The sequence below is a fragment of the Amycolatopsis sp. NPDC114505 genome (genome assembly GCF_055633615.1).
In genome coordinates this window covers 1,779,099-1,801,864 of record NZ_JBVKDV010000003.1, presented here as the reverse complement: position 1 = coordinate 1,801,864, position 22,766 = coordinate 1,779,099, and the positions used below count along the sequence as shown (strand labels likewise).

Genomic DNA, 22,766 nt, shown 5'->3' with positions numbered 1-22,766 from the left:
TCGTGGCTCAGCCTCGCTATCCGTTCGCTATCGCGGAGAGGCCGGGCACGGCTCCCGGCCGTCGACGGCGATGCCGAGCTGCCGGGCGGCGCCCGCGGCCTGGCGGCGGGAACCGACGGCGAGCTTGGCCAGGATCGCGGCGACGTGGTGGTCGACCGTGCGGACCGACAGCATCAGCTGGGCCGCGATGTCGGCGTTGCGCAGTCCGTCGGCGAGCAGGGCGAGCACCTCCAGCTGCCGCGTGGTCAGGTTCGCCGGGTTGGCCACCGTGGCCGGGCGGGGCCCCCGCGGTACGCGCAGGCCGCCGAGCCGCCGCAACCGGCGCCGCAGCCGGCGTGCGGCCGCCGTGGCGCCGAGCCGGTCGAACGTCTCCAGCGCGCGCAACGACGCGGTGTCGTCGCTGCCGCCGGCCAGGGCCTCGGCCTCCTCGTACGGGCAGTTCAGCTCCGCCCACGCCGCCGCGGCTTCGCGCCAGTCCCCGGTGAGCAGCAGCCGATAGGGCTCCGCGTACCAAGCGGAGACCTCGGGCTCGGCCCCGGCGCGGCGCAGCCACCACGCCAGTTCGCCCGCGTACCAGGGATGACCGGCCCGGCGCGCCAGCTCGAATGCGGCGGTGAGCTCGGCCGTCACCGGGATCGCCGCGTGCCCCAGCCACGCGTGCTCGGCCTGCGCGGCGGCGACCAGCGCGATGCCCCGCACCTCTCCCATCGCCCGGGCCGGGACGGCCGCCTCGCGGAGCAGCCCGGCCGCGGAAGCGTGGCCACGCCGGGCTTGCAGCCGTCCCAGCGCGCACAACGCCGGAACCACGATCGCGCCGGCCGGCCGGGGCCGTCCCAGCACGGCCAGCGCGTCTTCCTGCGCGCCGGGCCAGTCGCCGTGACCCAGCCGCTGCCACGCGCGCAGCGAGAGCACCTGCGTCGCGATGCCGGGCAGGTCGTGCCCGGTGGCGAAGCCGAGCGCCCGGTCGAGATCCCCCGGGCGGGGATCACGGCGCGCGACGCCGTCCGCCGCGAGGTTCACCCACGCGCGGGCGGCGTCCTCGACCAGCCCGTGCTCCCGCGCGAGCGCGTGGCCCTGGTTCAGGTCACGACGCCCGGCGGCGTCACCGGCGGCGAGCCGAGCGGTGCCGAGGTCGATCAGCGCCGGAGCCAGGCTCACCGGATCGTCGAGCCGCGCCGCCATCCGCATCGCTTGCCCACCGCGCGCGAGCGCCGCCGCGGGGGAGTGCGCGAGCGCGTCGAGCTGGGCCAGCGTGCCGTACGCCAGCGCGAGCTGCGGGCCGTCACCGCCGGGCTCCAGCGTCTCGACGGCGCGGTGCGCGGCCGCCTCCGCCTGCTCGCGGTGGCCGGTCCACCAGTAGAGGCGGGACAGCAGGCGCAGGTTCTCGCCGATCTTTTCCCGCCGGCCGGCCGTTTCCCGCAGGGCGAGCGCCGTCCGGCGGGCGGTCACGGCCTGTTCGGCGTCACCGGCCAGGAACAGGTGCAGCGCGAAGGACTCGAACAGTTCGGCGCCGCTGTGCCCGGGCAGCCGGACCGCCACCCGCGCGTACCGCAGGACCGCGGCGGTGTCGTTGCACTCCCCGGCGTGGTGGACCAGCCGCGCCGGATCCACCTCCCCGCCGGACGGCCGCGCCGAGAGCACGCCGAGAATCCGGCGGTTCAGTTCGCACCGGGCGAAGGCGGGCAGCGAGTCGTGCACCATGCGGCGCAGCAGTTCGCGCCGGAACCGGATCCGATCGCCGGTGCTGGACAGCAAACCGGCGCACAGGCACTCCTCGAGCACCGCGGGGCCGGCCGCCCCCGCGCCTTCGAGCAGCCAGGGTTCGGCCCCGTCCGGACTGACCGCCACCAGGCGGACGACGTCCTGGGCCGCCGCGCTCAGGCCGGACAGCCGGGACCGCACCAGCGCCCGGATCTTGGGCGGTGCGTCATTCCCGGCCGCGAGCAGTTCGGTGACCAGCAACGGGTTCCCGCCGGTGAGCCGGTACAGCTCGGCGCCGTCGTGCCCGGCCCGCCGGCCCAGCGCGGTGACCGCGTCCCGGGACAGCGGCGGCAACCGCAGGTACGACACGTGTTCCGACGGGAGGCTGGCCAGCACCGCGTGCAACGGGTGGTGGACGCCCAGTTCGTCGTCGCGGTAGGTCAGCAGGATCAGCGCCGACGTGCGATCGAGCCGGCGGCCGAGGTACGCCAGCAGAGCGAGGGTGGCGTCGTCGGCCCAGTGCACGTCCTCGACCACGACCACGATCCGCCGGTGCGCACGCGCGAGCCCGCCCAGGAACGCGGCGAACGCCTCGGCGCGGTCGCCGGTGGCCGGCAGGGCCGCGAGCCCACCACCGACCTGGGCGTCGATGTCGTGCAGCGGACCCAGCGGGCGTGACCGCGCCAGCGGGTCGCACAGCCCGACGAGAACCTCCGCCCGGCCCGCCTGCCGCTGCGCGAACGACCGCACCAGCGCGGACTTCCCGCTCCCGGCCTCGCCGGTCACCAGCGCGATCCGGCCGGTGGGCCGGTCTTCGTCCGACGCGCGCTCGAGTTCGGCCAGCAGCGTGTCGCGCTCGAGTAGTCGACCAGCGCCCGAAAACGCCCGTGCCGGTTCCCGCGCCATCCGGGTCAGCGGTTTCACGAAGTCCCCCTAGATTCGTGTGGCAACGCATCTCAACCCTCCCGTGATCCGTCGACAACCTGTCGACAGTCGGGATGCACCGCAGGTCGTGCCCGCCCAAAATGGGCAACCGGGCGGCCAAAACAGGCAGTGTTCACCGATCCCGCGACCGGCGACCCGCGCGACGCTTGCTCCGGCATCCGATTGGCGCAGAACCGGAAGAGGGTGTTCCCGCATGCGGTTCCTCCACGATCTGCTCACGGTCCAGGCCCAGGAACGACCGCACGGGACCGCGGCCGTCCTCGGCGGCGACTCGAGCACGTTCGGTCAGGTCGACGCCGCGGCGTCCCGGGTCGCCGCCGGTCTGGCCGCGCTGGGGGTGCGGCCGGGCGAGCGCGTCGGCCTGCACCTGGACCGCTCGCTGAACCTGCTGCCCGCCCTCTTCGGGTTGCTCCGGGCGGGCGCGGTCTGCGCGCCGGTCGACCCGGACGACCCGCCCGAGCGGCGGTCCGCGATCCTGGAGTTCTCCCAGGCCGGCCTGGTCCTGACCGAGCGCGCTCTGCTCGGCGCTCCTTACCCGGCGGGCGTGCGCACGGTGGCGGTGGAGGACCTGCTCGACGCCGGCGGCGGTCACGAACCGGTGGACCTGCCGGCGGACGCGCTGGCGTTCATCTTTTACACCTCCGGCTCCACCGGTGTGCCCAAGGGCGTGATGCTCACCCACCGCGCGTTGCTCAGCGGCCAGCAGTGGCTGCAGCACCGGTTCGCGCTGCGGCCCGGCGACCGGCACCTGCTGCGCACGACGCTCAGCGTCACCAACCTGGTCCGCGAAGTGTTCTGGCCGATGTTGTCCGGCGGGACCACGATCATCGTGCCGCCGGGCGAGCACAAGGACCCGGACCGGCTGGTCGAGCTGGTCACCGGCGCCGGGGTGACGACGGTGATGGTGGTGCCCGCGTTGCTGTCCGGCATGCTCGACAGTCCCGGTTTCGCGGCGAACACGTCGCTCCGGCACGTTTTCTGCAGCAGTGACGCGATGCCGGGCGAGCTTCCGGAGAAGTACTTCGCCACCGGCCTGCCCGCTCGGCTGTACAACATCTACGGGCTCACCGAGGCGCTCTACGGAGCTTGCTGGGAATGCCTGCCCGGCGCTGAATACGAGGGCTTCGTCCCGATCGGCTTCCCGGCCGAGCTGGACCTCGCGGTGCTCGACGCGGACCTGCGTCCCGTCGCCGACGGGCGGACCGGCGAGCTGTGCCTGTCCGGCGTGGGCATCGCCGAGGGCTACGACCGGCTGCCCGAGCTGACCGCGGCGAAGTTCGCCGAGACGGCCGCGGGCCGGGTGTTCCGCACCGGTGACCTCTGCCGGCGCGTCGGCGACGGCCCGTTCGAGCTGCTCGGCCGGATCGACGACCAGGTCAAGATCGCCGGCCACCGGGTGGAGCTGGGCGAGGTGGAGGCCCGGCTCAAGGAGGTGCCGGGCATCACCGGCGCGGTGGTCTCCGGACGCCGCGGGGCCGGCGGGCACCAGCGGCTCGTCGCCCACCTCACCTGCGCGGACGAGCCGCCCGGCCCCGCCGCCCTTCGCGGGTACCTGGCCCGGCATCTGCCGGAGCACATGATCCCCGCGTCGTTCTCGGTGCTGGACGCACTACCGCTGACTCACAACGGCAAGGTGGACCGCCGGGCCATCGGGGAGCTGGCGGGAGCCCGCCTCGAGCTCGCCGAGGAGTACACCCCGCCGCGCACCGAGCTGGAGGCCGAGCTGTGCCGGTTGTGGGCCGACGTGCTGTCGCTGCCCCGGGTCGGGGTGCACGACAACTTCCTGGCCCTCGGCGGCGACTCCATCCAGGGCTTCATGATCAGCGCGCGGGCCAACCGGGACGGGCTGGGGCTGACCGCGACCCAGGTCTTCGCCACGCCGACCGTCGCGGAGCTGGCGGTGCACATCGGCGAGCTGCGCCGCACCGGCGCCCGGCAACCCGACTTCGTCCCGGCCGGCTTCGCGCCCGGGGACCACGACGCCGACGACTCCGGCGACATCGAGAAGGTCTACCCGCTCACCGAGATGCAGAAGGGCATGCTGTTCCACTCGCTGCTCGACCCGGAGTCCGCGGTGTACGTGGAGCAGTTCCTCTTCACCCTCGACGGCGAGCTCGATCCGGAGGCCTACCGGCAGGCCTGGCAGCGGGTGGTGGACCGGCACGAGATCCTGCGCGTCCGGATCGCCACCGACGGGTCCGCCGAGCCGCGGCAGGTGGTACAGCGCCACGCCGAAGTGGCCTGGACGGTGCTGGACTGGGCCGCCGACGACCCGGCCGGCCAGCGAGCCAAGCTCGTGGAATACCTGTCCGAGGACCGGCAGCGTGGCTTCGCGTTCGAGCAGGCACCGCTGTTCCGGCTGATCCTGATCCGGGTCGGCGACGCGCGGCACCGGCTCGTGCTCAGCTACCACCACCTCATCCTCGACGTGTGGTCGCTGTTCCTGATGCTGCGCGACTCCCTGGAGTTCCTGCGCGCCGGGCACGCCGGCGAAGCACCCCGGCTGCCGGCGACCCGCGCGTTCGGCGACTACGTGTCCTTCATCGGCCAGCAGGACACCGGCCCGGCCCGTGAGTACTGGCTCGACCAGCTCAGCGGGTTCCGAGGCCCGACCGCCATCGGCCGGGCGGTGCAGCGGGGGCTGTCCGCGAGCGGGCACGAGCTGCACGCGGCGGCCGGCTACCCGATCGCGGCGGACGTGACCGACCGGCTGACCGCCTACGGCCGCGAGCACCAGCTCACGCTCAACTCGCTGGTGCAGGCCGCGTGGGCCGCGGTGATCGGCGGGATCAGCGGCCGCGACGACGTCTGCTTCGGCATGACCGTCACGCATCGCCCGGTGGCGCTGGCCGGCGTCGAGGAGATGGTCGGCATCTTCGTGAACATCCTGCCCATGCGCTTGCCGCTGGACGCCGACCAGCCCCTCGAGCACTGGCTGCGGCAGGTGCAGCGGACCCAGATCACCGCGCGCGCCAACGACAACTACCCGCTGCCGCTCATCCAGCAGAACCCCGGGCTGCCCAGCGGCCACCCGCTGTTCGAGTCGCTGCTGATCTTCGAGAACATCCCGCACGGCATCGGCTGGGCCGAGCTCGGCGACGTGCGGGTGCGGCACGAGGAGAACTTCGGCTGGACCAACTACCCGTTCACCGCCGGGGTGACGGCGGCCGGCGGCCGGCTGTCCTTCCAGGTCGAGTACGACCTGGCCTACTTCGACGCCGGGTCGGTGGACCGGGTGATGGCCGCGCTGAGCGAGGTCCTCGACGCGATCGGCCGGGCGACCGGCACCGATTCGGTCGGCAAGCTCGTCGGCCTGGTCGAGGGTGCCCAGCCGGGGTGGTCGGCGCCCGTCCCCGCGCTCGGACCCGTCCGGGCCGACGTCGAGGCGGCGGCGCCGGAGACCCCGCGGGAGGTCGAACTGGCCGGGGTCGTGGCCCAGGTGCTCGGACTGGACCGGGTCGACGCGCGGACACCCTTCCTCGAACTCGGGGGCAGTTCGCTCGCGGCACTGAAGCTGGTGGCGCTGGCGAAGGAGAAGGGCTTCACCCTCGCGCTGCGGGACCTGTTCACCGGCGAGGGCACGGTACGCCGCTTGGCGGCCGGCTAGCGGTACGGCCATGGGGGAGAACGGAATGACCACGCCAGCCGGACCGGTCCGGCGCTACAGCCTGCTCGGCGTCGGGTTCGGCCCCTCGCACCTGTCGCTGAGCGCGGTGTGCGAGTCCACCCGCGACCCGGCCGTGCGGGCCCGCGTGCACTGCATCGAGGCGAAGCCGGAGTTCGCCTGGCACCCGGACATGCTGCTCGACGGCGCCCGGATGCAGGTGGCCTTCCTCAAGGACCTGGTCACCCCGCACGACCCGACCAGCTCGTACTCCTTCGCCAGCTACCTCGTCCACAAAGGACGGCTGGAGCAGTTCCTCAACCTCGGCACGCTGCACCCGACCCGGCGGGAGTACGCCGACTACTTCCGGTGGGCCGCCGAGCGGCTCGCGCACTACGTTTCCTACGGCTGCGCGGCACAGCACGTGCGCCCGGCCGCCGGCCGCGACGGTGTCGTCACGCACCTGGAGGTGGATCACCTCGACGGGCGGGGTGAGCCGCGCACGGTGCTCGCCGAGAACTTGTCCCTGGCGCCCGGCGGACGGCCGAAGATCCCGTCCGGGGTGGCACCGGCCGCCTTGGCGAGCGGCGCGGTGTTCCACAGCGGCCGGTTCCTCGACGGCATCGAGCGGTTCCGGCGGCGGAACCGCCTGCTGCCGTACCGCTTCCTCGTCGTGGGCGCCGGCCAGAGCGCCGCGGAGATCTTCCGGTACCTGGCCGGGGAGTTCCCCGCCGCCCAGATCACCTTGGCGCACCACGGTTTCGCCCTGCAGCCCGCGAACAGCAGCCCCCTGGCCAACGAGATCTTCGACCCGGAGTCGGTGGACCTGTTCCACGGTGCCGGGGCCGATCGGCGCCGCGCGATCCTCGGCGAGCTGCGGACGACCAACTACGGCGCCGTCGACGACGAGGACATCCGCTCGATCGCCCGGCTGCTCTACGACCAGCGCGTGCACGGCGGCGACCGGCTGCGGCTGCGCCGGCTCACCGACCTCGCCGGCGCGTCGACCGACGGCGCCGGCGGCACCCTGGTCCGGGTCGCGCTGCGCGACCTGCTCACCGGCCGCACCGCGCACGACCGCTACGACGGGGTCGTGCTGGCCACCGGCTACGACTTCCGGGAGGCGCGAGACCTGCTGACCGGGATCGACCCGTACCTGGTCCGGGACTCCGCCGGCGCCTTGAAGGTCCGCCGGGACTACTCGGTGGAGACCACCGCGCGCTTCCGGCCGAAGGTGTTCCTGCACGGTGCCGCGGAGCACACGCACGGCCTGTCCAGCACGCTGCTGTCGGTGCAGGCGCACCGCGCCGCGGACATCCTGGCCGCCACGTTCGGCGAGCGGACCGACCGGCCCGCCGGCGATCCGCCGCCCCTGCCGATCCACCTCGAAGGAGCCGACAAATGAGCAGCATCCAGATCCAGCGTCGCGCGGAGGCCGTGACCCGCGAGGAGTACGGCTGCGCGTTCCGCCGGATCCTGCCGTGGGGGCGGACCGGCCCGTCGGACACCGGCCTCGGGGTGTGCGTCGTCGCGCCGGGCGCGGTGTCCACCCCGCACGCGCACGTCGACCACGAGCAGTTCTACGTGGTGCGCGGCGCGGGGCTGGTGCACGTCGACGACGAGGTGACCGCGATCGCGCCCGGGGACGCCCTGGTGGTGGCCTCCCGCCAGGTGCACTGGTTCGAGAACCACTCGGTGGCCGACGAGCTCGAACTGGTGTCGGTGTGGTCCGCGGGACCGTTCGGGGAGCACCCGTGAGACGCTTCCTGGTCACCGCGACCCCGCCGACCACCAACGGCGACCTGCACGTCGGTCACCTGGCCGGCCCCTACCTCGGGGCCGACGTGTTCTGCCGCGCCCAGCGGCTGCTGGGGCACGAGGCGCTCTACGCCAGCGGCGGTGACGACCACCAGACCTACGTGGTGACCACCGCGCAGGCGCTGGACCTGCCCCCGGCCGAGCTGGCCGCCCGGTGCGGCCGGGACATCCGGGAGACGCTGCGCCTGGCCGACATCGACATCGACGCGTTCACCACCGTGGACGAGGTGTACCTGGCCCGCGTGCGGGCGTTCTTCACCCGGCTGCACGACCGAGGTGCCCTGGTCCGTCGCAAGTGGACGTTCCCGTACTGCGAGCGGACCGGGCGGTACCTGCTGGAGGCGTTCGTCACCGGCTACTGCCCGGAGTGCTTCGCCACCACGTCCGGGGCGATCTGCGAGAGCTGCGGGCACCCCAACGACCCCGGCTCGCTGCTGTTCGGCACCGGCACCGGAGCCTCCTCGCGCGGCCGGGTACGACCGCGCGAGGTCGAGATCCTGGTGCTGCCACTGGAAGACCACCGCGAGCGGATCGCCGCGTTCTTCGCCGGCCGCCGCGAAACCATGCGGCCACGGGTGCTGCGGTTCGTCGACGAGATGCTCTCGCGGCCCCTGCCGGACTTCCCGGTCACCTACCCGGCGGACTGGGGCGTCCCGGTGCCGTTCGCGGGGTTCGCCGGGCAGGTGGTCAACGTGTGGGCGGAGATGCTGCCCGGTCTCATGCACATGGCCGAAGTGGCGCGGGCGCGACGCGCACCGGAGCCGGCCGCGGGGGTGTGGGCGGCGGACTCGGGCTACGAGCTGGTGCAGTTCCTCGGCTACGACAACACTTTCTACTTCTCGCTGGCGCACCTCGGCCTGGCCTTCGCGCACGGTGACCTGCTCGCGCCGGCGGCGATCGTCACCAACGAGTTCTACCACCTCGACGGCGCCAAGTTCTCCACCAGCAGGCGGCACCTGGTGTGGGCCCGCGACCTGGTCGCCGCGCACGGGGCCGACAGCGTGCGCTTCCACCTGGCACTGCACAACCCGGAGCAGCAGCCCGCGAACTTCACCGAGCCGGAGTTCCGCAAGACCGTGAGCGCCCGGCTGTGGGAACCGCTGGCCGCGATCGAGGCCGCGGCCGGGGCGCGGCCCGCCGGCGGGAGCCCGGAGCCCGCGTTGCTGGCCCGCTACCGCGACCGCATGCGGCGGGCCTACACGCTGGAGACGTTCAGCCTGCGGCAGGCCGCCGAATCCACCGCGAACCTGCTCGCGCTGCTGGCGGCGCGGGCCGGCACCGATCCGGCGCTGGCCGGGCACGGCCTGCGGGCCGTCGCGGAGCTGGCGGCCCCGCTGCTGCCGGGGTTGACGGCGCGGCTGCGTGACGAGCACGGGTGGCCATGAACCTCTTCTGCCTGCCTTACGCGGGTGGGTCCGCGCGCGTCTTCGCCGGCTGGCAGGAGGGGCTGCCGGCGTCGATCCGGCTGCGGCCGCTGGAACTACCGGGCCGGGGCCTGCGCTACCGGGAACCTCCCGCGACCGACCTGCCCGCGCTGGTGCGGGACCTCGCCGGGACCGTGCTGGCGGAGGCCGGCGAACCGGTGGCCGTGCTCGGCTACAGCTTCGGCGCCTTCCTCGCCTTCGAGCTGGCCATCGCCCTGGAGCGGGACCACGGCGTCGCGGTGCGGCACCTGATCACGGCGTCGGCGCGCGGCGCGGTGTGCCCGCCCCGGAACCCGTCCGGTCAGGTCCGGGGCGCGCGGGAGCTGCGTGAGCGGCTGGCGGCGATGAACGGGACCCCGCCGGAGGTGCTGCGCAGCGAGGAGCTGATGGAGATCATGCTGCCGGTGCTCCGCGCCGACTTCGGGCTGGCGGACCGCTACCAGTACCGCCCCGGCCCGCTGCTGGACTGCCCGATCACCGCGTTCGGCGGCGCCCGCGACGCGGCCGTGAGCCTGCCGTCGCTGCTCGCCTGGCGGGAGTGCACGACCGGACGGTTCCGCGCGCACCAGCTGCCCGGCGACCACTTCTTCCTCCACGCCGCCCGGTCGCGGTTCCTCACCCTGATCGCCGGCGAGCTAGAGCGACCCCGCACCACCGAGGAGTGACGATGACCCGGCAGGCCGGCGGAAGACCCGCACGCGAGTCCCACGACCGGGAGATCCTGCGGCTGGCGGTGCCCGCGTTCGGCGCACTGGTCGCCGAACCCCTGTTCCTGCTCACCGACTCGGCCATCGTCGGGCACCTGGGCACCGCCGCGCTCGGCGGGCTGGGCGTCGGCGGTCAGGCGCTGGGCACGCTGCTCAACATCTGCGTGTTCCTGGCGTACGGCACGACCGCGGCCGTGGCGCGGCAGGTGGGCGCCGGCAACCTGCCGGCCGCGATCCGCCAGGGCGTGGACGGCATCTGGCTGGCGGTCGGCATCGGGCTGGCCGTGATCGTGGTGGGCTGGCCGCTGACCCCGTGGATCGTGCACGCGTTCGGCGCGTCGTCCGCGGTCGCCCCGGCCGCCGTGACCTACCTGCGGATCAGCCTGTTCGGCGTGCCCGGCATGCTGGTCACCCTGGCGGGCACGGGCGTGCTGCGCGGTCTCCAGGACACCCGGACGCCGCTGGTGGTCTCGGTCGGCATGTTCGCGGCGAACGCGGCCCTCAACGCCGTGTTCGTGTTCGGGTTCGGCTGGGGCATCGCCGGCTCCGCGCTCGGCACGGTGCTCGCGCAGACCGCGGGCGGCCTGGTCTACGGCCTCGCGGTGCTGCGCAAGGCACGGCGGCACGACGTCCCCGTGCGGCCGGACGCCGCCGGGTTGCGCGCCGCCGCGAAAGCCGGTTTCACCCTCGTGCTTCGCACCCTGTCGCTGCGGGTCGTGCTGGTCGTGAGCACCGTGGTGGCCACCAGGATGGGGGACGCCGAGATCGCCGCGTACCAGGTGGGCTTCCAGGTGTGGTGGCTGCTGGCGCTGGCGCTGGACGCCATCGCGGTGGCCGGGCAGGCGATCACCGGCCGCTACCTGGGCGCCGGGGACGCCGGGCGCGCGCGGACGGCCACCTGGCGGATGACCCAGTGGGGACTGGCCTGCGGCGTGCTGTTCGCCCTGCTCCTGCTCGCCACCCGGGGACTGCTGCCCGCCTTGTTCACGGCCGATCCCGCGGTGCGGGTGCTGCTGGCCGACAGCCTCCTCGTGGTGGCCCTGCTGCAGCCGCTCGCGGGTCCGTTGTTCGTGCTCGACGGCGTGCTGATCGGTGCGGGTGACCTGCGCTTCCTCGCGGTGGCCGGGGTGGTCACGACGGCGGTGTTCCTACCCGGCGCGCTGCTGGTATTTCTGCTCGGCGGCGGGCTGGTCACCCTGTGGCTCGCGATCGGGGTGTGGGTGGTGGCCCGCCTGGTGACGCTGGTGTGGCGGGCCCGCGGCAGCGCGTGGCTGGTCACCGGAGCGGTGCGCGGCTGACACGTCGGCCAGGCGGGGACGCGCCGGGCCGGTCTGCGCGGCGAGCAGCCCGGCGAGGATCAGCACCGTCCCCAGCACCTGCGGAAGCGACAGGCGTTCGCCGAGCAGCAGGGTGGCCAGCGCGGCCGCGACCACGACCTCCAGCGTCGCGAACTGGCTCACCACCGCCGGAGCCAGGTACCGCTGAGCGCTCACGCCGGTCAGGTACGCGAGCACGGTGCAGACCACCGCGATCCAGCCCAGCAGCACCCAGACCGGCACCTGGAACCGGCCGAGCTCGGCGTGGCCGTGCCACGCGAGGGCGAACGGGAAGGCGGTGACCGGCGAGAGGACGTCCAAGGTGAGCGCGCCCACGGTGGTGCCGAGCGCGGCCAGCGCGACCGGGCCGCGCGAGCGCAGACCCCGTTCGGAGAGCAGGAACCGCGCGGTCAGCGCCCCGGCCGCGCCGACGCCCGCCAGCACGCCCAGGCCGTCGAGCCGGAAGCCCGACCACACCTCGACGACCAGCATCAGCCCGGCGACGACCGCGCCGACCCCGAGCCAGGCCCGGCTCGCCAGCGCCGTGCGACGCACGAACCGCACCCAGAGGACGATCATCACCGGGGCCAGGTACAGCAGGACGAGGGCGATCCCGACCGGCAGCCGGCCGACCGTCACGGTGTAGAGCGTCTGGTTCGCGCAGAAGGCGAGGATGCCGAACGCGGCTACCAGCGGCCAGTCGGAGCGGCGGACGACGAGTTGCCGCGGCGTGGTGACCAGCGCGAACGCCAGCAGCACCACCATGGCGAGGCTCATCCGCGCCTGGGCGATCTCCAGCGCGGACAGGCCCGTGGAGGCCAGTGCCTTGGTGGCGGGTGCCCCGCTGCCGAAACAGCACGCGGAGCCCACGGCCCGGACGACCCCGCCCACCGCCGTCCGCCGGGTGAGCGGTGTCAGTGTGTGCGGCATCGACGGTCAGGAGGCCTCGTCGATGAACGTCTTGTCGGTGCTCCCCAACGGAACCAGGTCGTCCCACCACTGGACGGCGGGATCCCACTTCGCGTGGAACGGCCGGCCGACCAGGGCCGGATCGCGCGCCTGCAGGAAGTGCAGCGCGAACGCCCTGCCGTGCGGCAGGTCGACCACGCCGTCGATGACGACCTTGCCCGGCGTGGCCGACATGACCGGCCCGCGGGCCGTCCGGGCGAGGCCGGACACCTGGCTGATGGCGTCCCGGTAGATCTCGTGGGCCCGGGTGAGCGGAAGCCCGAAGTAGTGCTGGGCGCCGGTGTCCCGTTCGACGAACATGTAGTACGGGTGGATCCCGGCGTTGACCTGGTTCGTCCACATCCGGGCCCAGACCGCGGCGTCGTCGTTGACGTGCCGGACGACCGGGGCCTGGGACCGCAGCTGCGCGCCGGTGTCCCGCAGCCGCCGCAGCGCGGTGCGGGTCAGGTCCGGCTCCAGCTCCCTCGGGTGCGAGAAGTGCAGCATGAACGCGAGCTGACGGCCGCTGCCGACGACGCTTTCCGCCAGCCGCACCAGCTCCTCGGCGTCGGCGCCGACCGCCACCCTCGCCGGGTGGAAGGAGAGCGCCTTCGTGCCGATCCGGATCGTCCGGATGTGCTCGAGCCCCGGCCGCAGCAGCGCGTCGACGTACCGGGCGAGCCGATCGGTCTTCATGATCAGCGGGTCGCCGCCGGTCAGGAGCACGTCCGTGACCTCGTGGTGGGCCCGGAGGTACGCGGCCATCTCCTCGGGGTCGTCCATCGCCAGCTTCAGCCCCGGCTCGCCGATGAACTGCGCCCAGCGGAAGCAGTAAGCGCAGTACGAGTGGCAGGTCTGCCCCTGCTTGGGGAAGACGAGCACCGTCTCCGCGTACTTGTGCTGCAGGCCGGACTGGTCCCGCGGCACGTTGCGGGTGAGCTGACCACCGGGATGCGGGTTGAGCCGGGCCCGCACGCCGGCGACGACCTCCCGCAACCGGTTCGGCTCGCCGAGTGCCCGTTCGACCAGTGCGAAATCCTCCGGCCGGAGCATGTCCCGATGCGGAAAGAGCAAGCGGTACAACGGGTCTTCCGGCGCGGCCCGCCAGTCGATCAGGTTCTCGACGACGTGCGCACTGACCTTGAACGGCAGCACCCGGCCGACCACTTCGACGTCGTGGGCCAGGTCGTCGCCGCACCGCGCGCGGACCAGGTCCACCATGCGTCTGCCGGAGATCGGGTTCACCGCCCGCTCGGTCAGTTCGATCGTCGTCATTTCTCCCCCAGAGAAAGGTCTGTGCGTGGTGGTGATTTCGTGCCACGAGTGGCATCACGGACGCGGAAAAGCATGCCGCGTCCCGGTTCCGACCGGATCGGCGATCGCTGCCCACATTGACCGGGCCGCTGCCCAGGTTGGGGTGACAGCCCCGGGTCGACGGCGTGTCCGGCCCGGTCTGCTCCGATCGGGTGTACGGCCGTGTCAGACTGCCTGGCGATGCTCACCCCAGCCGATCTCGCCGACCTGCTCGAATGCGAACACCGCAGCGTCCTGAACCAGGCCGCGGACCTGCCCGGCGCGCCGCGGTCCGTGCCCGACCCGGGCGCGGCGCGGCGAGCGCGCGCGGCCGCCCAGGCGATGCTCGCCCGCCTGCGCGGAGAAGGCCACGACGTCTTCGAGATCGACCCCCGGGACCCCGTCGCCGCCGCCGAGACCACCGCGGCGGCGTTGTGGTCGGGCGCGGCCGTGATCCACCAGGCCGTGCTGCACGACGAGGACTTCTCCGGCGTGGCGGACTTCCTGATCCAGGACGGTGAGGGCCGCTACGAGGTCTACGACGCGGAGCCGGCCCGGCAGGCGAAGCCCGCCGCCGTCGTCCGGCTGACCGCGTTCGCCGACGCGTTGCGCCGGGCCGGCTGGCCGACCGGCCCGAACGTGCACCTGCGCCTGGGCGACGGTGGCACCCGGACGTTGCGGGCCGAGGACTTCCGGCCCCTCGTGGACCGGCTGCGCGCGCGGCTGAGCGGCCGCACGCCGATGTTGCCGGCGACGCTGTGGGCCGACGAACGCCCGGCCTGCGCCGGCTGCGGGTACGCCCGCCACTGCGCGTCGGCCCGCGAAGCCGACCGCGACCTCCTGCTCGTGGCCGGGATGCGCGGTGACCAGCGCCGCAAGCTGGCCGCCGCCGGGATGGGCACCATCGAGGCGCTCGCGGCGGCGACGCCGGGCGACCGGCCGCGGGACCTGTCCGTCACCGCGTTCACCGCCCTGCGGGCGCAGGCCGCGCTCCAGCTGCGGCAGGACACCACCGGCGAGGTCAGCTACGAGGTCGTCGACCCCGACGTGCTCGCCACGCTCCCGGAACCCGCGCCGGGAGACGTCTTCGCCGACCTCGCCGGCGATCCGCACGCGCTGGCGGGCGAGGGACTCGAGTTCCTGTTCGGTGCGCTCACCCCGGACGGCGACCGGCGCTTCACCCCGTTCTGGGCGCACAGCCGCGCCCAGGAGAAGCGGGCCTTCGAGGAGTTCGTGGACTTCGCCGCGGCGCGGGTCGCCGAGCACCCCGGCGCGCACGTCTACCGCTACGGGCCGTACGAGGTCACCGCGATCAAGCGGCTCGCCGCCGTGCACGGGACCCGCGAGGAGACCGTCGACCAGCTGCTGCGCGGGGGCGCGCTGGTGGACCTGCACACGGTGGTCCGCAAGGCGCTGCGGGTCTCGCAGCGGTCGTACTCGATCCGGCACCTCGAGCCGCTCTACCGGCCCGGCACCCGCGAGGGTGACGTGAAGACCGCGCTGTCGGACGTCGAGGCCTACGAGGAGTACCTGGTGCTCGCGCGGGCCGCCGAGCCGGGCCGCGCGGAGGAGGTCCTGCGCGGCATCGCCGGGGACAGCGAGGAGGACTGCGTCTCGGCGCTGCGGCTGCTCGAGTTCCTCCACCAGGTCCGGGCCGAGGCCGGCATCGAGCTCGTGGCCCCGCCGGAGGAGTCGCCGGAGGACGCGTTGCTGCGCGCGGCGGAGGAGGACGTCGCCGCCGAGCGCCGGGCCGAACGCGCCGCGCGGCTGGCCGCGCTGGTCGACCCGCTGCTCGACGGGCTGCCCGACGACCCGGGCGAGTTCACCGGCGACGAGCGGGCCCGCGCGCTGCTGGCGGCGGCGGTCGGCTACCACCGCCGCGAGACCAACCCCGCGTGGTGGGAGTACTTCCGCCAGCTGGCCGCCCCGCTCGGCGACCTCGAGGTCGACACCTCGTGCACCGTGCCGGTGTCGCTGGAGGCGGGCGAGTGGGTCCCGCCGGCCGGGCGCGTCCGCACCGCGAAGCGGACCCTGGTCCTGGCGTGCGACCCGGACCGGCCGCACCCGTTCGCGCCGGGCGACGAGGTGCGGCTGCGCTACGCCGGAGCCACCCGCGACGCCAAGGTCACGACCGCGTCGGCGGTGGAGCTCACCCTGGAGGAGAGCTGCCCGCCCGACGCCACCACCGCCGACCGGCCGTCCGCGGTGCTGCCCGGCAGCCCGGTGCGCCCGTCGCCCAAGGACGAGGCGGTCGCCGACCTCGCGCAGCTGGTCGTCGACGCCCTCCCGGTGCTGCCGCGCCACCCCGGGGTCGACCTGCTCCGGCGGACCCCGCCGCGGCTGCGCGGCGCGGCGGCCCTGCCGGAGCCCGAGGACGACCTGATCCGCACGGTGATCGACGCGGTCGAAGCCCTCGACGGCTCGACGCTGGCGGTGCAGGGACCGCCGGGGGCGGGCAAGACGTTCCTGGCCGGGAAGCTGGTCGCCCGGCTCGTGCGGGCCGGCCACACGGTCGCCGTCACCTCCACCAGCCACAAGGCCGTGGAGAACGTGCTGAGCGCGGCGAAGAAGAGCGCACCCGAGCTGCCGTGCGCCAAACGCGCCAAGCGGACGCCGGACCCGGCCGCGCCGTGGGACCAGCCGAAGAGCAACCCGGCGCTGGCGAAGTGGCGGGAAGAGCACGACACCGGGCACCTGGTCGGCGGCACGGCGTGGACGTTCGCCAACGCCGCGGTCCGCGAGGAGCCCTTCGACCTGCTGATCATCGACGAGGCCGGCCAGTTCGCCCTGGCCGACGCGCTGGCCGTGTCGATGTGCGCGAAGAACCTGCTGCTGCTGGGCGACCCGCAGCAGCTCCCGCAGGTGGTGCAGGGCACGCACCCGGCGGGCGCGGAGGCGTCGGCGCTGGGGCACCTGATCGACGGGGCCGACATCATGCCCGCGGACCTCGGCTACTTCCTCGACGAGACGCGGCGCATGCACCCCGCGGTGTGCGAGCCGGTGTCGAAGCTGTCCTACGCCGGCCGCCTGCGCGCCCACCCGTCGGCCGCCGAGCGCGCCATCGAGGACATCCCCGCCGGCCTCTACCTGGCCGAGGTCGACCACCACGGCAACACGACCCGGTCGGTGGAGGAAGCCGCGGCGGTGGTCGACATCGTGACGGCGGTGCACGGCCGTCAGTGGACCGACCACGGCCGCACGCGCCCGCTGACCGACGCCGACATCGTCGTCGTGGCCCCGTACAACCTGCAGGCGCGGACGGTGACGCGGGCGCTGGAGAACGCCGGCTTCCCGGGCGTGCGGGTGGGCACGGTCGACCGCTTCCAGGGCCAGGAGGCCCCGGTGGTGATCACGACCATGACGTCGTCTTCGGCGGTCGACCTGCCCCGCGGTCTCGACTTCCTGTTGTCCCGCAACCGGTTGAACGTCGCCCTCTCGCGGGCGCAGGTCCTGGCGGTCCTGGTGTGCTCGGCCAAGCTGGTGGAGGCCGACATCCGCACGGTGGAGCAGATGCGGCTGGTGGCGGGCATGATCGGCCTGCTGAGCGGAGCCCGGCGCTGGCCGCCGGTCACGGCCACAGCAGCGGGAACGCCTTGACCAGCGCCCAGCCGATCAGCGCGAGCCAGCCGGCGATCCAGACGAAGCCGGGGATGTGGGTCTCCGCCGCGAGGCCGGCGGCGTCGTCGGTGCCGGAAACCTCGCCCTGCCACCGGGCCGCGACGAGGTGGGCGACGCCGGAGAGCTCGCTGGTGAGCAGCAGCCACGCCTCGAGGTAGGCGATCGTCGTCCGCGCCCACGGCGGTGCCCAGGCCAGCGCGGCGAAGGCGACCAGGCCGATCCCGGCGACGATGGCGAAGGTGAGCAGGTCGGCGGACAGGAACAGCAGCAGGCCGGCGGCGACCACGGTGAGGGTGAGCACGGCGGCGGCGTGCCCGCGCTGCAGCTGCACGGCCGCGCCGAGCCCGGCCAGCGACGGCATCGCGTACCCGGCCGCGCCAGTAAGGATCGAGGAGAACCGCGAAGGCACCCAGGACCACGTCACTCCGGACTCCGGGCTGTCGATCCCGACCCGGTACACCCCGCCGCCGGTCACGACGCTCATCAGCGCGTGGCCGCCCTCGTGCACGAACGTCCCCAGCACGTTGAAGCGGGTCAGCAGGCGTCCCCGCCCGGTCAGCAGCGCGGACACCGAAGCCAGCGCCACGGCGACGGCGGTCAGCCCGGTCGCGAAGACCAGCCACCACCCGGGTGCCGGCACCGTCGCGTTCACGACGTCGTCGAGTTTCCCGCGCAGCATCGGTCAAGCTCACCAGCCGGCCGGCGGCGGCGGAACCGCCCGGGCGACGTTGTCACGAAGCTGTCAACCCGCGCGTTGTCCCTCTCGAGAGCTACCGCGGGTGTCCGTCACGGAGTGACGCGGTGCGCCACGTCCCGCTCGTAATCTCGCCGCACCAGGAAAGCCCGGCGAGAGGAACCCCGATGACCAGCCCCACCGAGCGGAAGCCGGCGCTGCTGCGCTTCCGGTTCCCCGTCCTGCTCGTCGCCACCGCCGTGCTGCTGGTCGCGGCCCGCGGGCTCGACACGCTCGTGGCGGGTGTGGCGGTCCTGCGGCTCCTGGTCGGGATCGGCGCGGCCGCCGGGGCCGTCTTCGCCTACCGGTGGGTGACGCGGCGGGTCGAAAACCGCGACGAGATCACGGAACTGGCCGCGTCCGGGCGCTGGGGCGGTCTCGGCCGCGGCGCGCTCATCGGGGCCGGTGCCTTCCTCGCGACCATGCTGCTGTCGTTCCTCTTCACCGACGCCGACGTCTCCGGTGGCTCGTTCTGGGCCTGTCTCGGCGTCGCCGGCTCGATGGCTTCGGTGGCGGTGACGGAGGAACTGCTGTTCCGCGGCGTGCTCCACCGCATCCTCGAACAGCGCGTGGGCAGCGTCCTCGCGATCGTCGTCTCGTCGCTGCTCTTCGGCCTCACGCACCTGATCAACGGCAACGCCACCCTGTGGGGCACGCTGGCCATCGCCGTCGAGGGCGGCGCCATGCTCGCCGTCGCCTACACCGCCACGCGGTCGCTGTGGGTGCCGATCGGCCTGCACTTCGCGTGGAACTTCCTCCAGGGCGGCGTGTTCGGCACCGCGGTTTCCGGCGCCGACAGCGAACCCGGCCTGCTCCGGACCGTCCTTTCCGGACCGGACGCGCTCACCGGCGGTTCATTCGGCCCGGAAGCCGGCCTGTTCGCACTGCTGTGCTGCGGGGTCGTGACGGCGCTGCTGCTGCGCCGCGCGAAGCTCATCCCGCGGCGCTGACGAGCCCGGTCCGGTAGGCCAGCACCACGGCCTGCACCCGGTCCCGCAGGTCGAGCTTGGTGAGGATCCGCGAGACGTACGTCTTCACCGTCTCCACGCTCAGCACCAGCTCGGCCGCGATCTCGGCGTTCGACAGGCCGCCGGCGATCAGCTCCAGCACTTCCAGCTCCCGCGGCGCGAGCCGCTCCAGGGGACCACCGGCGGGCGCCACCGGCTGGATCCGGTCGGCGTAGCGGCCGATCAGCGTCCGGGTCACCGCGGGGGCGAGCAGCGACTCGCCGCGCGCGACCGTGCGCACCCCTTCGGCCAGCTCGTCCAGCGGCGCGTCCTTGAGCAGGAACCCGCTCGCCCCGGCCCGCAGCGCGTCGTAGACGTACTGCCCGACGTTGAACGTCGTGACGACCAGGACCTTCGCCGGCGTCGCCGCGTCGGGGCCGGCGACGCGGCGGGTCACCTCGATCCCGTCCAGCAGCGGCATCTGGATGTCCATCACGACGACGTCCGGGCGCAGCCGGCCGATCTCGGTGAGGGCGTCGCGGCCGTTCTCGGCCTGCCCCACCACCTCCATGTCCGGCTGGGCGCCGAGCACGGCCACGTACCCCGCGCGGATGAGCTGCTGGTCTTCGCAGATCAGCACCCGGATCGGGCCGTCGGTCATCGGTCGCTCCTGGCGTGGCTCTCGGTGGTGGGGAACTCGGCGCTGACGCGGAACCCGTCCTCGGACGGGCCGGCGGTGAACCGGCCGCCGAGCGCGTCGACCCGGTCGCGCAGCCCGGCCAGCCCGCGGCCGCCGGAGCCGAGCGCGCCGGCCGAGGTCGCCGGGCCCTCGGTGGTCACCTCGATTTCGAGGAGGTCCGCACCGTAGCCGACGCGCACCGTCGCGGGACGGCCGGCGGCGTACTTGGCCGCGTTCGTGAGGGCCTCCTGCACGATCCGGTACGCGGTGAGCTCGGTTTCCGCCGGCAGCGCCGGGCGTTCGCCCGCTTCGACCAGCTCGACCACCCGGCCCGGCTGCTCGACGAGACCCCGCAGGGCGCTCAGCCCCGGCGTGCGCGCGCCGGTCGCTTCGAGGACGCCGAGCAGGAACCGCAGCTCGGTGAGGGCGTCGCGGCCCGAGCCGGTGATGGCGGCGAAGACCTCGGGTGCGCTCTCGGGCGGGAGGTACCGGGCGGCGTCGGCCTGGACCACCATGGCCGTCACGTGGTGGGTGACGACGTCGTGCAGCTCGCGGGCCAGCCGCGCCCGCTCGTCGGCCGCCGCGGCCAGGGCGGTGAGCCGCCGCCGTTCGGCCTCCTCCCGCCGTCGCTGCCGGACCAGGGTGCCCAGCAGCCAGAACAGCGCCAGGACCGCGTAGTAGAGGACGAAGGTCAGCAGGTCCGACGGCGACCCGCGCAAGACGACCAGCACCGCGAAGACGGCGTATCCCGCCGAGACCGCGACGGGCAGCGCACGGCGGAACCGTTCTTCGCGCGCTCCGGCCGAATAGAGCGCGAAGTACAGCGCGAGACTGCCGATCGAGGGGGAGTACGCGAGCACTTCGTGCGCCGCGAAACAGGTCGCGATGACCGCCAGGGTCGCCGCGGGCCACCGGCTGCGCACCGCGAGGGGGAGCGTCTGCCCGAGCACCAGCACGACCGCGGGGAAGCCGCCGTCGTGCCTCGGCAGATCGCCGAACTGGGCGCCGAGCATGGCGAGTCCCGGCACGAACGCCGCGACGGTGACGCCCGCGGCGAGCGCCCGGTCCCGGACCGGCGGGGTGACGCGCGCCCAGCGGTTCCGGAGACGTCCGAGCTTCGGCATGGCGGGGAGCCTAGCGAGGCCGGGCTCGTCCGGTTCGTCCTGGCGGGCAAGGTGTTCGCGCGGCGAAGCCCGGACAGGCCACGAGTGCGGGAATCGTGGTCTGCCCGGGCAACGCGGTGCCGAATCCGCCGCGGGGGAGGAGCGGCGGCCGGCTGCACCGCCCGGCCGGGTCCGGCTCGGAGGTGCCGTCGACGCGCGGCCGCGCGTCGACGGGCGCGGCCGGCTTCACCGAAGCGCGGCCGGTCAGTGCCGTGCGACGTCGGTGCAGTCGAGGTCCTGGTCCGGCAGCTTGCCGGTGTCGAGGAAGCTCACCGTCGCGTTGTCCGCGCACGCCGAACCTTCGTGGTAGACGTAGTGGCCGCCGTTGTCGACGCCGACGAAGGCGGCTCGGTTGCCCAAGGCGTGGCGCAGGCCGATGCCGGAGTCCCACGGGGTCGCGTGGTCGCGGCGGTTCTGCAGGATCAGCGTGTTGCGCGCGCCCTTGTCCGTGGCCGTGACCGGCTTCTCGATCGGCTGCGGCCAGAACGCGCACGGCCAGATGTTCGCCGGCATGCCCGCGGTCAGCGGCCAGGCCTTCCGGTCGGCCGCGGTGGCACTGGCGTAGCTGCCGACGTCGTGGGACCACTCGGCGTCCCCGCAGGTGAGGGCCAGGAACATGGTCGCCTGGTTGTCCGCGGGCACGCCCGGGGTGGCCGGGGTGTCGGCGAACACCTGCTGCAGCACCTTGCCGTCGGCCTCGGTGACGTGACCGTCGGCGAGGTCCGCGGCGGCCTTCCAGACCTGGGCGAGCACCGGCAGGGTGTCGTTGTGGATCAGCAGCGCGTAGGTGACGCCGCGCAGCAGCGCCCCGGTCACCGCCTGCGGTGTGCCCGGCACCGGCGCCGGGGTGCGGTCGAGCCGGTCGGCGAGCGCGAGGTAGGTCCGGGTGACGTCGGCGGGGGTGGCACCGAGGCCGAGCGCGGCGTTCTGCCCGGCGGCGACGGCGGCCGCGTCCGGGAACCGGTCGGCCATGCCCTTGCCCCAGCTCGCCGCTTCACCGGCCCAGACGTGGGCGGGATCGACGTTGCCCTCCAGGACCATCCGATCGACCCGGTCCGGGTACAGCGAGCCGTAGACGGTCCCGAGGTAGGTGCCGTAGGACTGGCCCCAGTAGGAGATCTTGGCTTCGCCGAGGGCCTCGCGGACGCGGTCGAGGTCGCGGGCGGTGTTGGCGGTGGTGAAGAACCGCAGGTTCTCCCCGGCCTGGGCGGCGCACTTCCCGGCCGTGGCGCGGGCGGCCTGGACGTTCGCGTCGATCGAGCCGTCGGCGGCGGGGTAGGGGAACAGGGCGGCGACGCCGGGGTTTTCGAGGCCGCAGCTCTGCGGGGTGCTGGTCCCGACGCCGCGCGGGTCGAAGCCGATCAGGTCGTAGCCGTCCAGGACGGGCTTCGGCAGCGTCGGCGCCATCGCGGCGGGCGTGTCGAGACCCGGCAGCGCCGGGCCGCCCGGGTTCAGCAGCAGGACACCGTGGCGCTTCGCGGGATCGGCCGCGCCGAGCTTGGAGATCACGACCTCGATCGACGTGCCGTCCGGGTGGCCGTAGTCGAGGGGGACCTTGACCTTCGCGCAGGTGAGCCGGGGATCCCGGGGCGCGCCCGGCGCCGCCGCCGGGCACGGTCCCCACGCGAGCGCCGCGGCCGCCGGGCTGTCTTCGTCGTCCGCGCTGTCGCAGGCGGCCACGCCGAGAACGGTCAGTGTGGTGACCGCCAGGGCCGCGGCGAACCGATGGCCGCGTGTCTTCCTCATGGTGCTCGCCCTCCGATTTCCGCGGCGGCCGGCGCTTCTGCGCCGCCGTCCGCGTTGACGGCCACGAAGTTAGCGAGAACCGGACAGCGAAAACGTCACCCCGGAGCGAGCAGTTCCGGTAGCT

Annotated in this window: 14 protein-coding genes and 1 pseudogene; 8 read left to right on the top strand and 7 right to left on the bottom strand. The window is 74.0% G+C overall.

The window, feature by feature from the left end:
* Positions 1-27 precede the first annotated feature (27 nt).
* Positions 28-2,625 (bottom strand): ATP-binding protein, encoded by a 2,598-nt coding sequence (locus ACZ7OU_RS37325; RefSeq protein ID WP_470258854.1) that lies wholly within the window; start codon positions 2,623-2,625, stop codon positions 28-30.
* A 214-nt stretch (positions 2,626-2,839) separates the two neighbouring features.
* Between ACZ7OU_RS37325 and ACZ7OU_RS37320 the strand changes: the two genes are divergently transcribed.
* From ACZ7OU_RS37320 to ACZ7OU_RS37295, 6 genes and pseudogenes are all read left to right on the top strand, one after another.
* The gene (locus tag ACZ7OU_RS37320) at positions 2,840-6,253 is read left to right on the top strand and encodes a condensation domain-containing protein (protein WP_470258853.1); all 3,414 of its coding nucleotides are present in this window, start codon (positions 2,840-2,842) and stop codon (positions 6,251-6,253) included.
* 25 nt (positions 6,254-6,278) lie between these two features.
* Positions 6,279-7,655 (top strand): lysine N(6)-hydroxylase/L-ornithine N(5)-oxygenase family protein, encoded by a 1,377-nt coding sequence (locus ACZ7OU_RS37315; RefSeq protein ID WP_470258852.1) that lies wholly within the window; start codon positions 6,279-6,281, stop codon positions 7,653-7,655.
* Entirely contained in the window at positions 7,652-8,008 is a 357-nt protein-coding gene (locus ACZ7OU_RS37310; protein ID WP_470258851.1) for a cupin domain-containing protein, read from the top strand. Before ACZ7OU_RS37315 ends, ACZ7OU_RS37310 begins: the two co-directional genes overlap by 4 nt.
* On the top strand, positions 8,005-9,453 hold the full coding sequence (locus ACZ7OU_RS37305) for a class I tRNA ligase family protein (RefSeq protein ID WP_470258850.1): 1,449 nt from the start codon (positions 8,005-8,007) through the stop codon (positions 9,451-9,453). The genes ACZ7OU_RS37310 and ACZ7OU_RS37305 overlap by 4 nt, the downstream gene beginning before the upstream one ends.
* Entirely contained in the window at positions 9,450-10,157 is a 708-nt protein-coding gene (locus ACZ7OU_RS37300) for a thioesterase II family protein (RefSeq protein WP_470259040.1), read from the top strand. The genes ACZ7OU_RS37305 and ACZ7OU_RS37300 overlap by 4 nt, the downstream gene beginning before the upstream one ends.
* A gap of 2 nt (positions 10,158-10,159) precedes the next feature.
* A pseudogene (locus ACZ7OU_RS37295) lies at positions 10,160-11,341 on the top strand (MATE family efflux transporter); the annotation flags it as partial.
* 6 nt (positions 11,342-11,347) lie between these two features.
* On the opposite strand, the gene ACZ7OU_RS37290 reads toward ACZ7OU_RS37295, so the two are convergent.
* Together ACZ7OU_RS37290 and ACZ7OU_RS37285 are read right to left on the bottom strand one after the other, a co-directional pair.
* The gene (locus ACZ7OU_RS37290; protein ID WP_470258849.1) at positions 11,348-12,445 is read right to left on the bottom strand and encodes a DMT family transporter; all 1,098 of its coding nucleotides are present in this window, start codon (positions 12,443-12,445) and stop codon (positions 11,348-11,350) included.
* A gap of 6 nt (positions 12,446-12,451) precedes the next feature.
* Complete coding sequence (locus ACZ7OU_RS37285; protein WP_470243038.1) at positions 12,452-13,738, bottom strand: KamA family radical SAM protein; 1,287 nt, start codon at positions 13,736-13,738, stop codon at positions 12,452-12,454.
* 219 nt (positions 13,739-13,957) lie between these two features.
* Between ACZ7OU_RS37285 and ACZ7OU_RS37280 the strand changes: the two genes are divergently transcribed.
* Positions 13,958-17,353 carry a TM0106 family RecB-like putative nuclease gene (locus tag ACZ7OU_RS37280; RefSeq protein ID WP_470258848.1) on the top strand — a complete coding sequence of 1,132 codons (3,396 nt, stop codon included), beginning with the start codon at positions 13,958-13,960 and terminating at the stop codon, positions 17,351-17,353.
* Here ACZ7OU_RS37280 and ACZ7OU_RS37275 read toward each other — a convergent pair.
* Entirely contained in the window at positions 17,325-18,053 is a 729-nt protein-coding gene (locus tag ACZ7OU_RS37275) for a M50 family metallopeptidase (RefSeq protein ID WP_470258847.1), read from the bottom strand. The genes ACZ7OU_RS37280 and ACZ7OU_RS37275 overlap by 29 nt on opposite strands.
* A gap of 182 nt (positions 18,054-18,235) precedes the next feature.
* Between ACZ7OU_RS37275 and ACZ7OU_RS37270 the strand changes: the two genes are divergently transcribed.
* Positions 18,236-19,057 carry a CPBP family intramembrane glutamic endopeptidase gene (locus tag ACZ7OU_RS37270; RefSeq protein WP_470243035.1) on the top strand — a complete coding sequence of 274 codons (822 nt, stop codon included), beginning with the start codon at positions 18,236-18,238 and terminating at the stop codon, positions 19,055-19,057.
* On the opposite strand, the gene ACZ7OU_RS37265 is transcribed toward ACZ7OU_RS37270, so the two are convergent.
* The 3 genes from ACZ7OU_RS37265 to ACZ7OU_RS37255 form a co-directional block, all read right to left on the bottom strand.
* Positions 19,041-19,715 (bottom strand): response regulator, encoded by a 675-nt coding sequence (locus tag ACZ7OU_RS37265; RefSeq protein ID WP_470243034.1) that lies wholly within the window; start codon positions 19,713-19,715, stop codon positions 19,041-19,043. The two genes, ACZ7OU_RS37270 and ACZ7OU_RS37265, sit on opposite strands and share 17 nt — an antisense overlap.
* The gene (locus ACZ7OU_RS37260; RefSeq protein WP_470258846.1) at positions 19,712-20,857 is read right to left on the bottom strand and encodes a sensor histidine kinase; all 1,146 of its coding nucleotides are present in this window, start codon (positions 20,855-20,857) and stop codon (positions 19,712-19,714) included. The genes ACZ7OU_RS37265 and ACZ7OU_RS37260 overlap by 4 nt, the downstream gene beginning before the upstream one ends.
* Before the next feature lie 243 nt (positions 20,858-21,100).
* The gene (locus ACZ7OU_RS37255; protein WP_470258845.1) at positions 21,101-22,642 is read right to left on the bottom strand and encodes an alpha/beta hydrolase; all 1,542 of its coding nucleotides are present in this window, start codon (positions 22,640-22,642) and stop codon (positions 21,101-21,103) included.
* Positions 22,643-22,766: the final 124 nt, after the last annotated feature.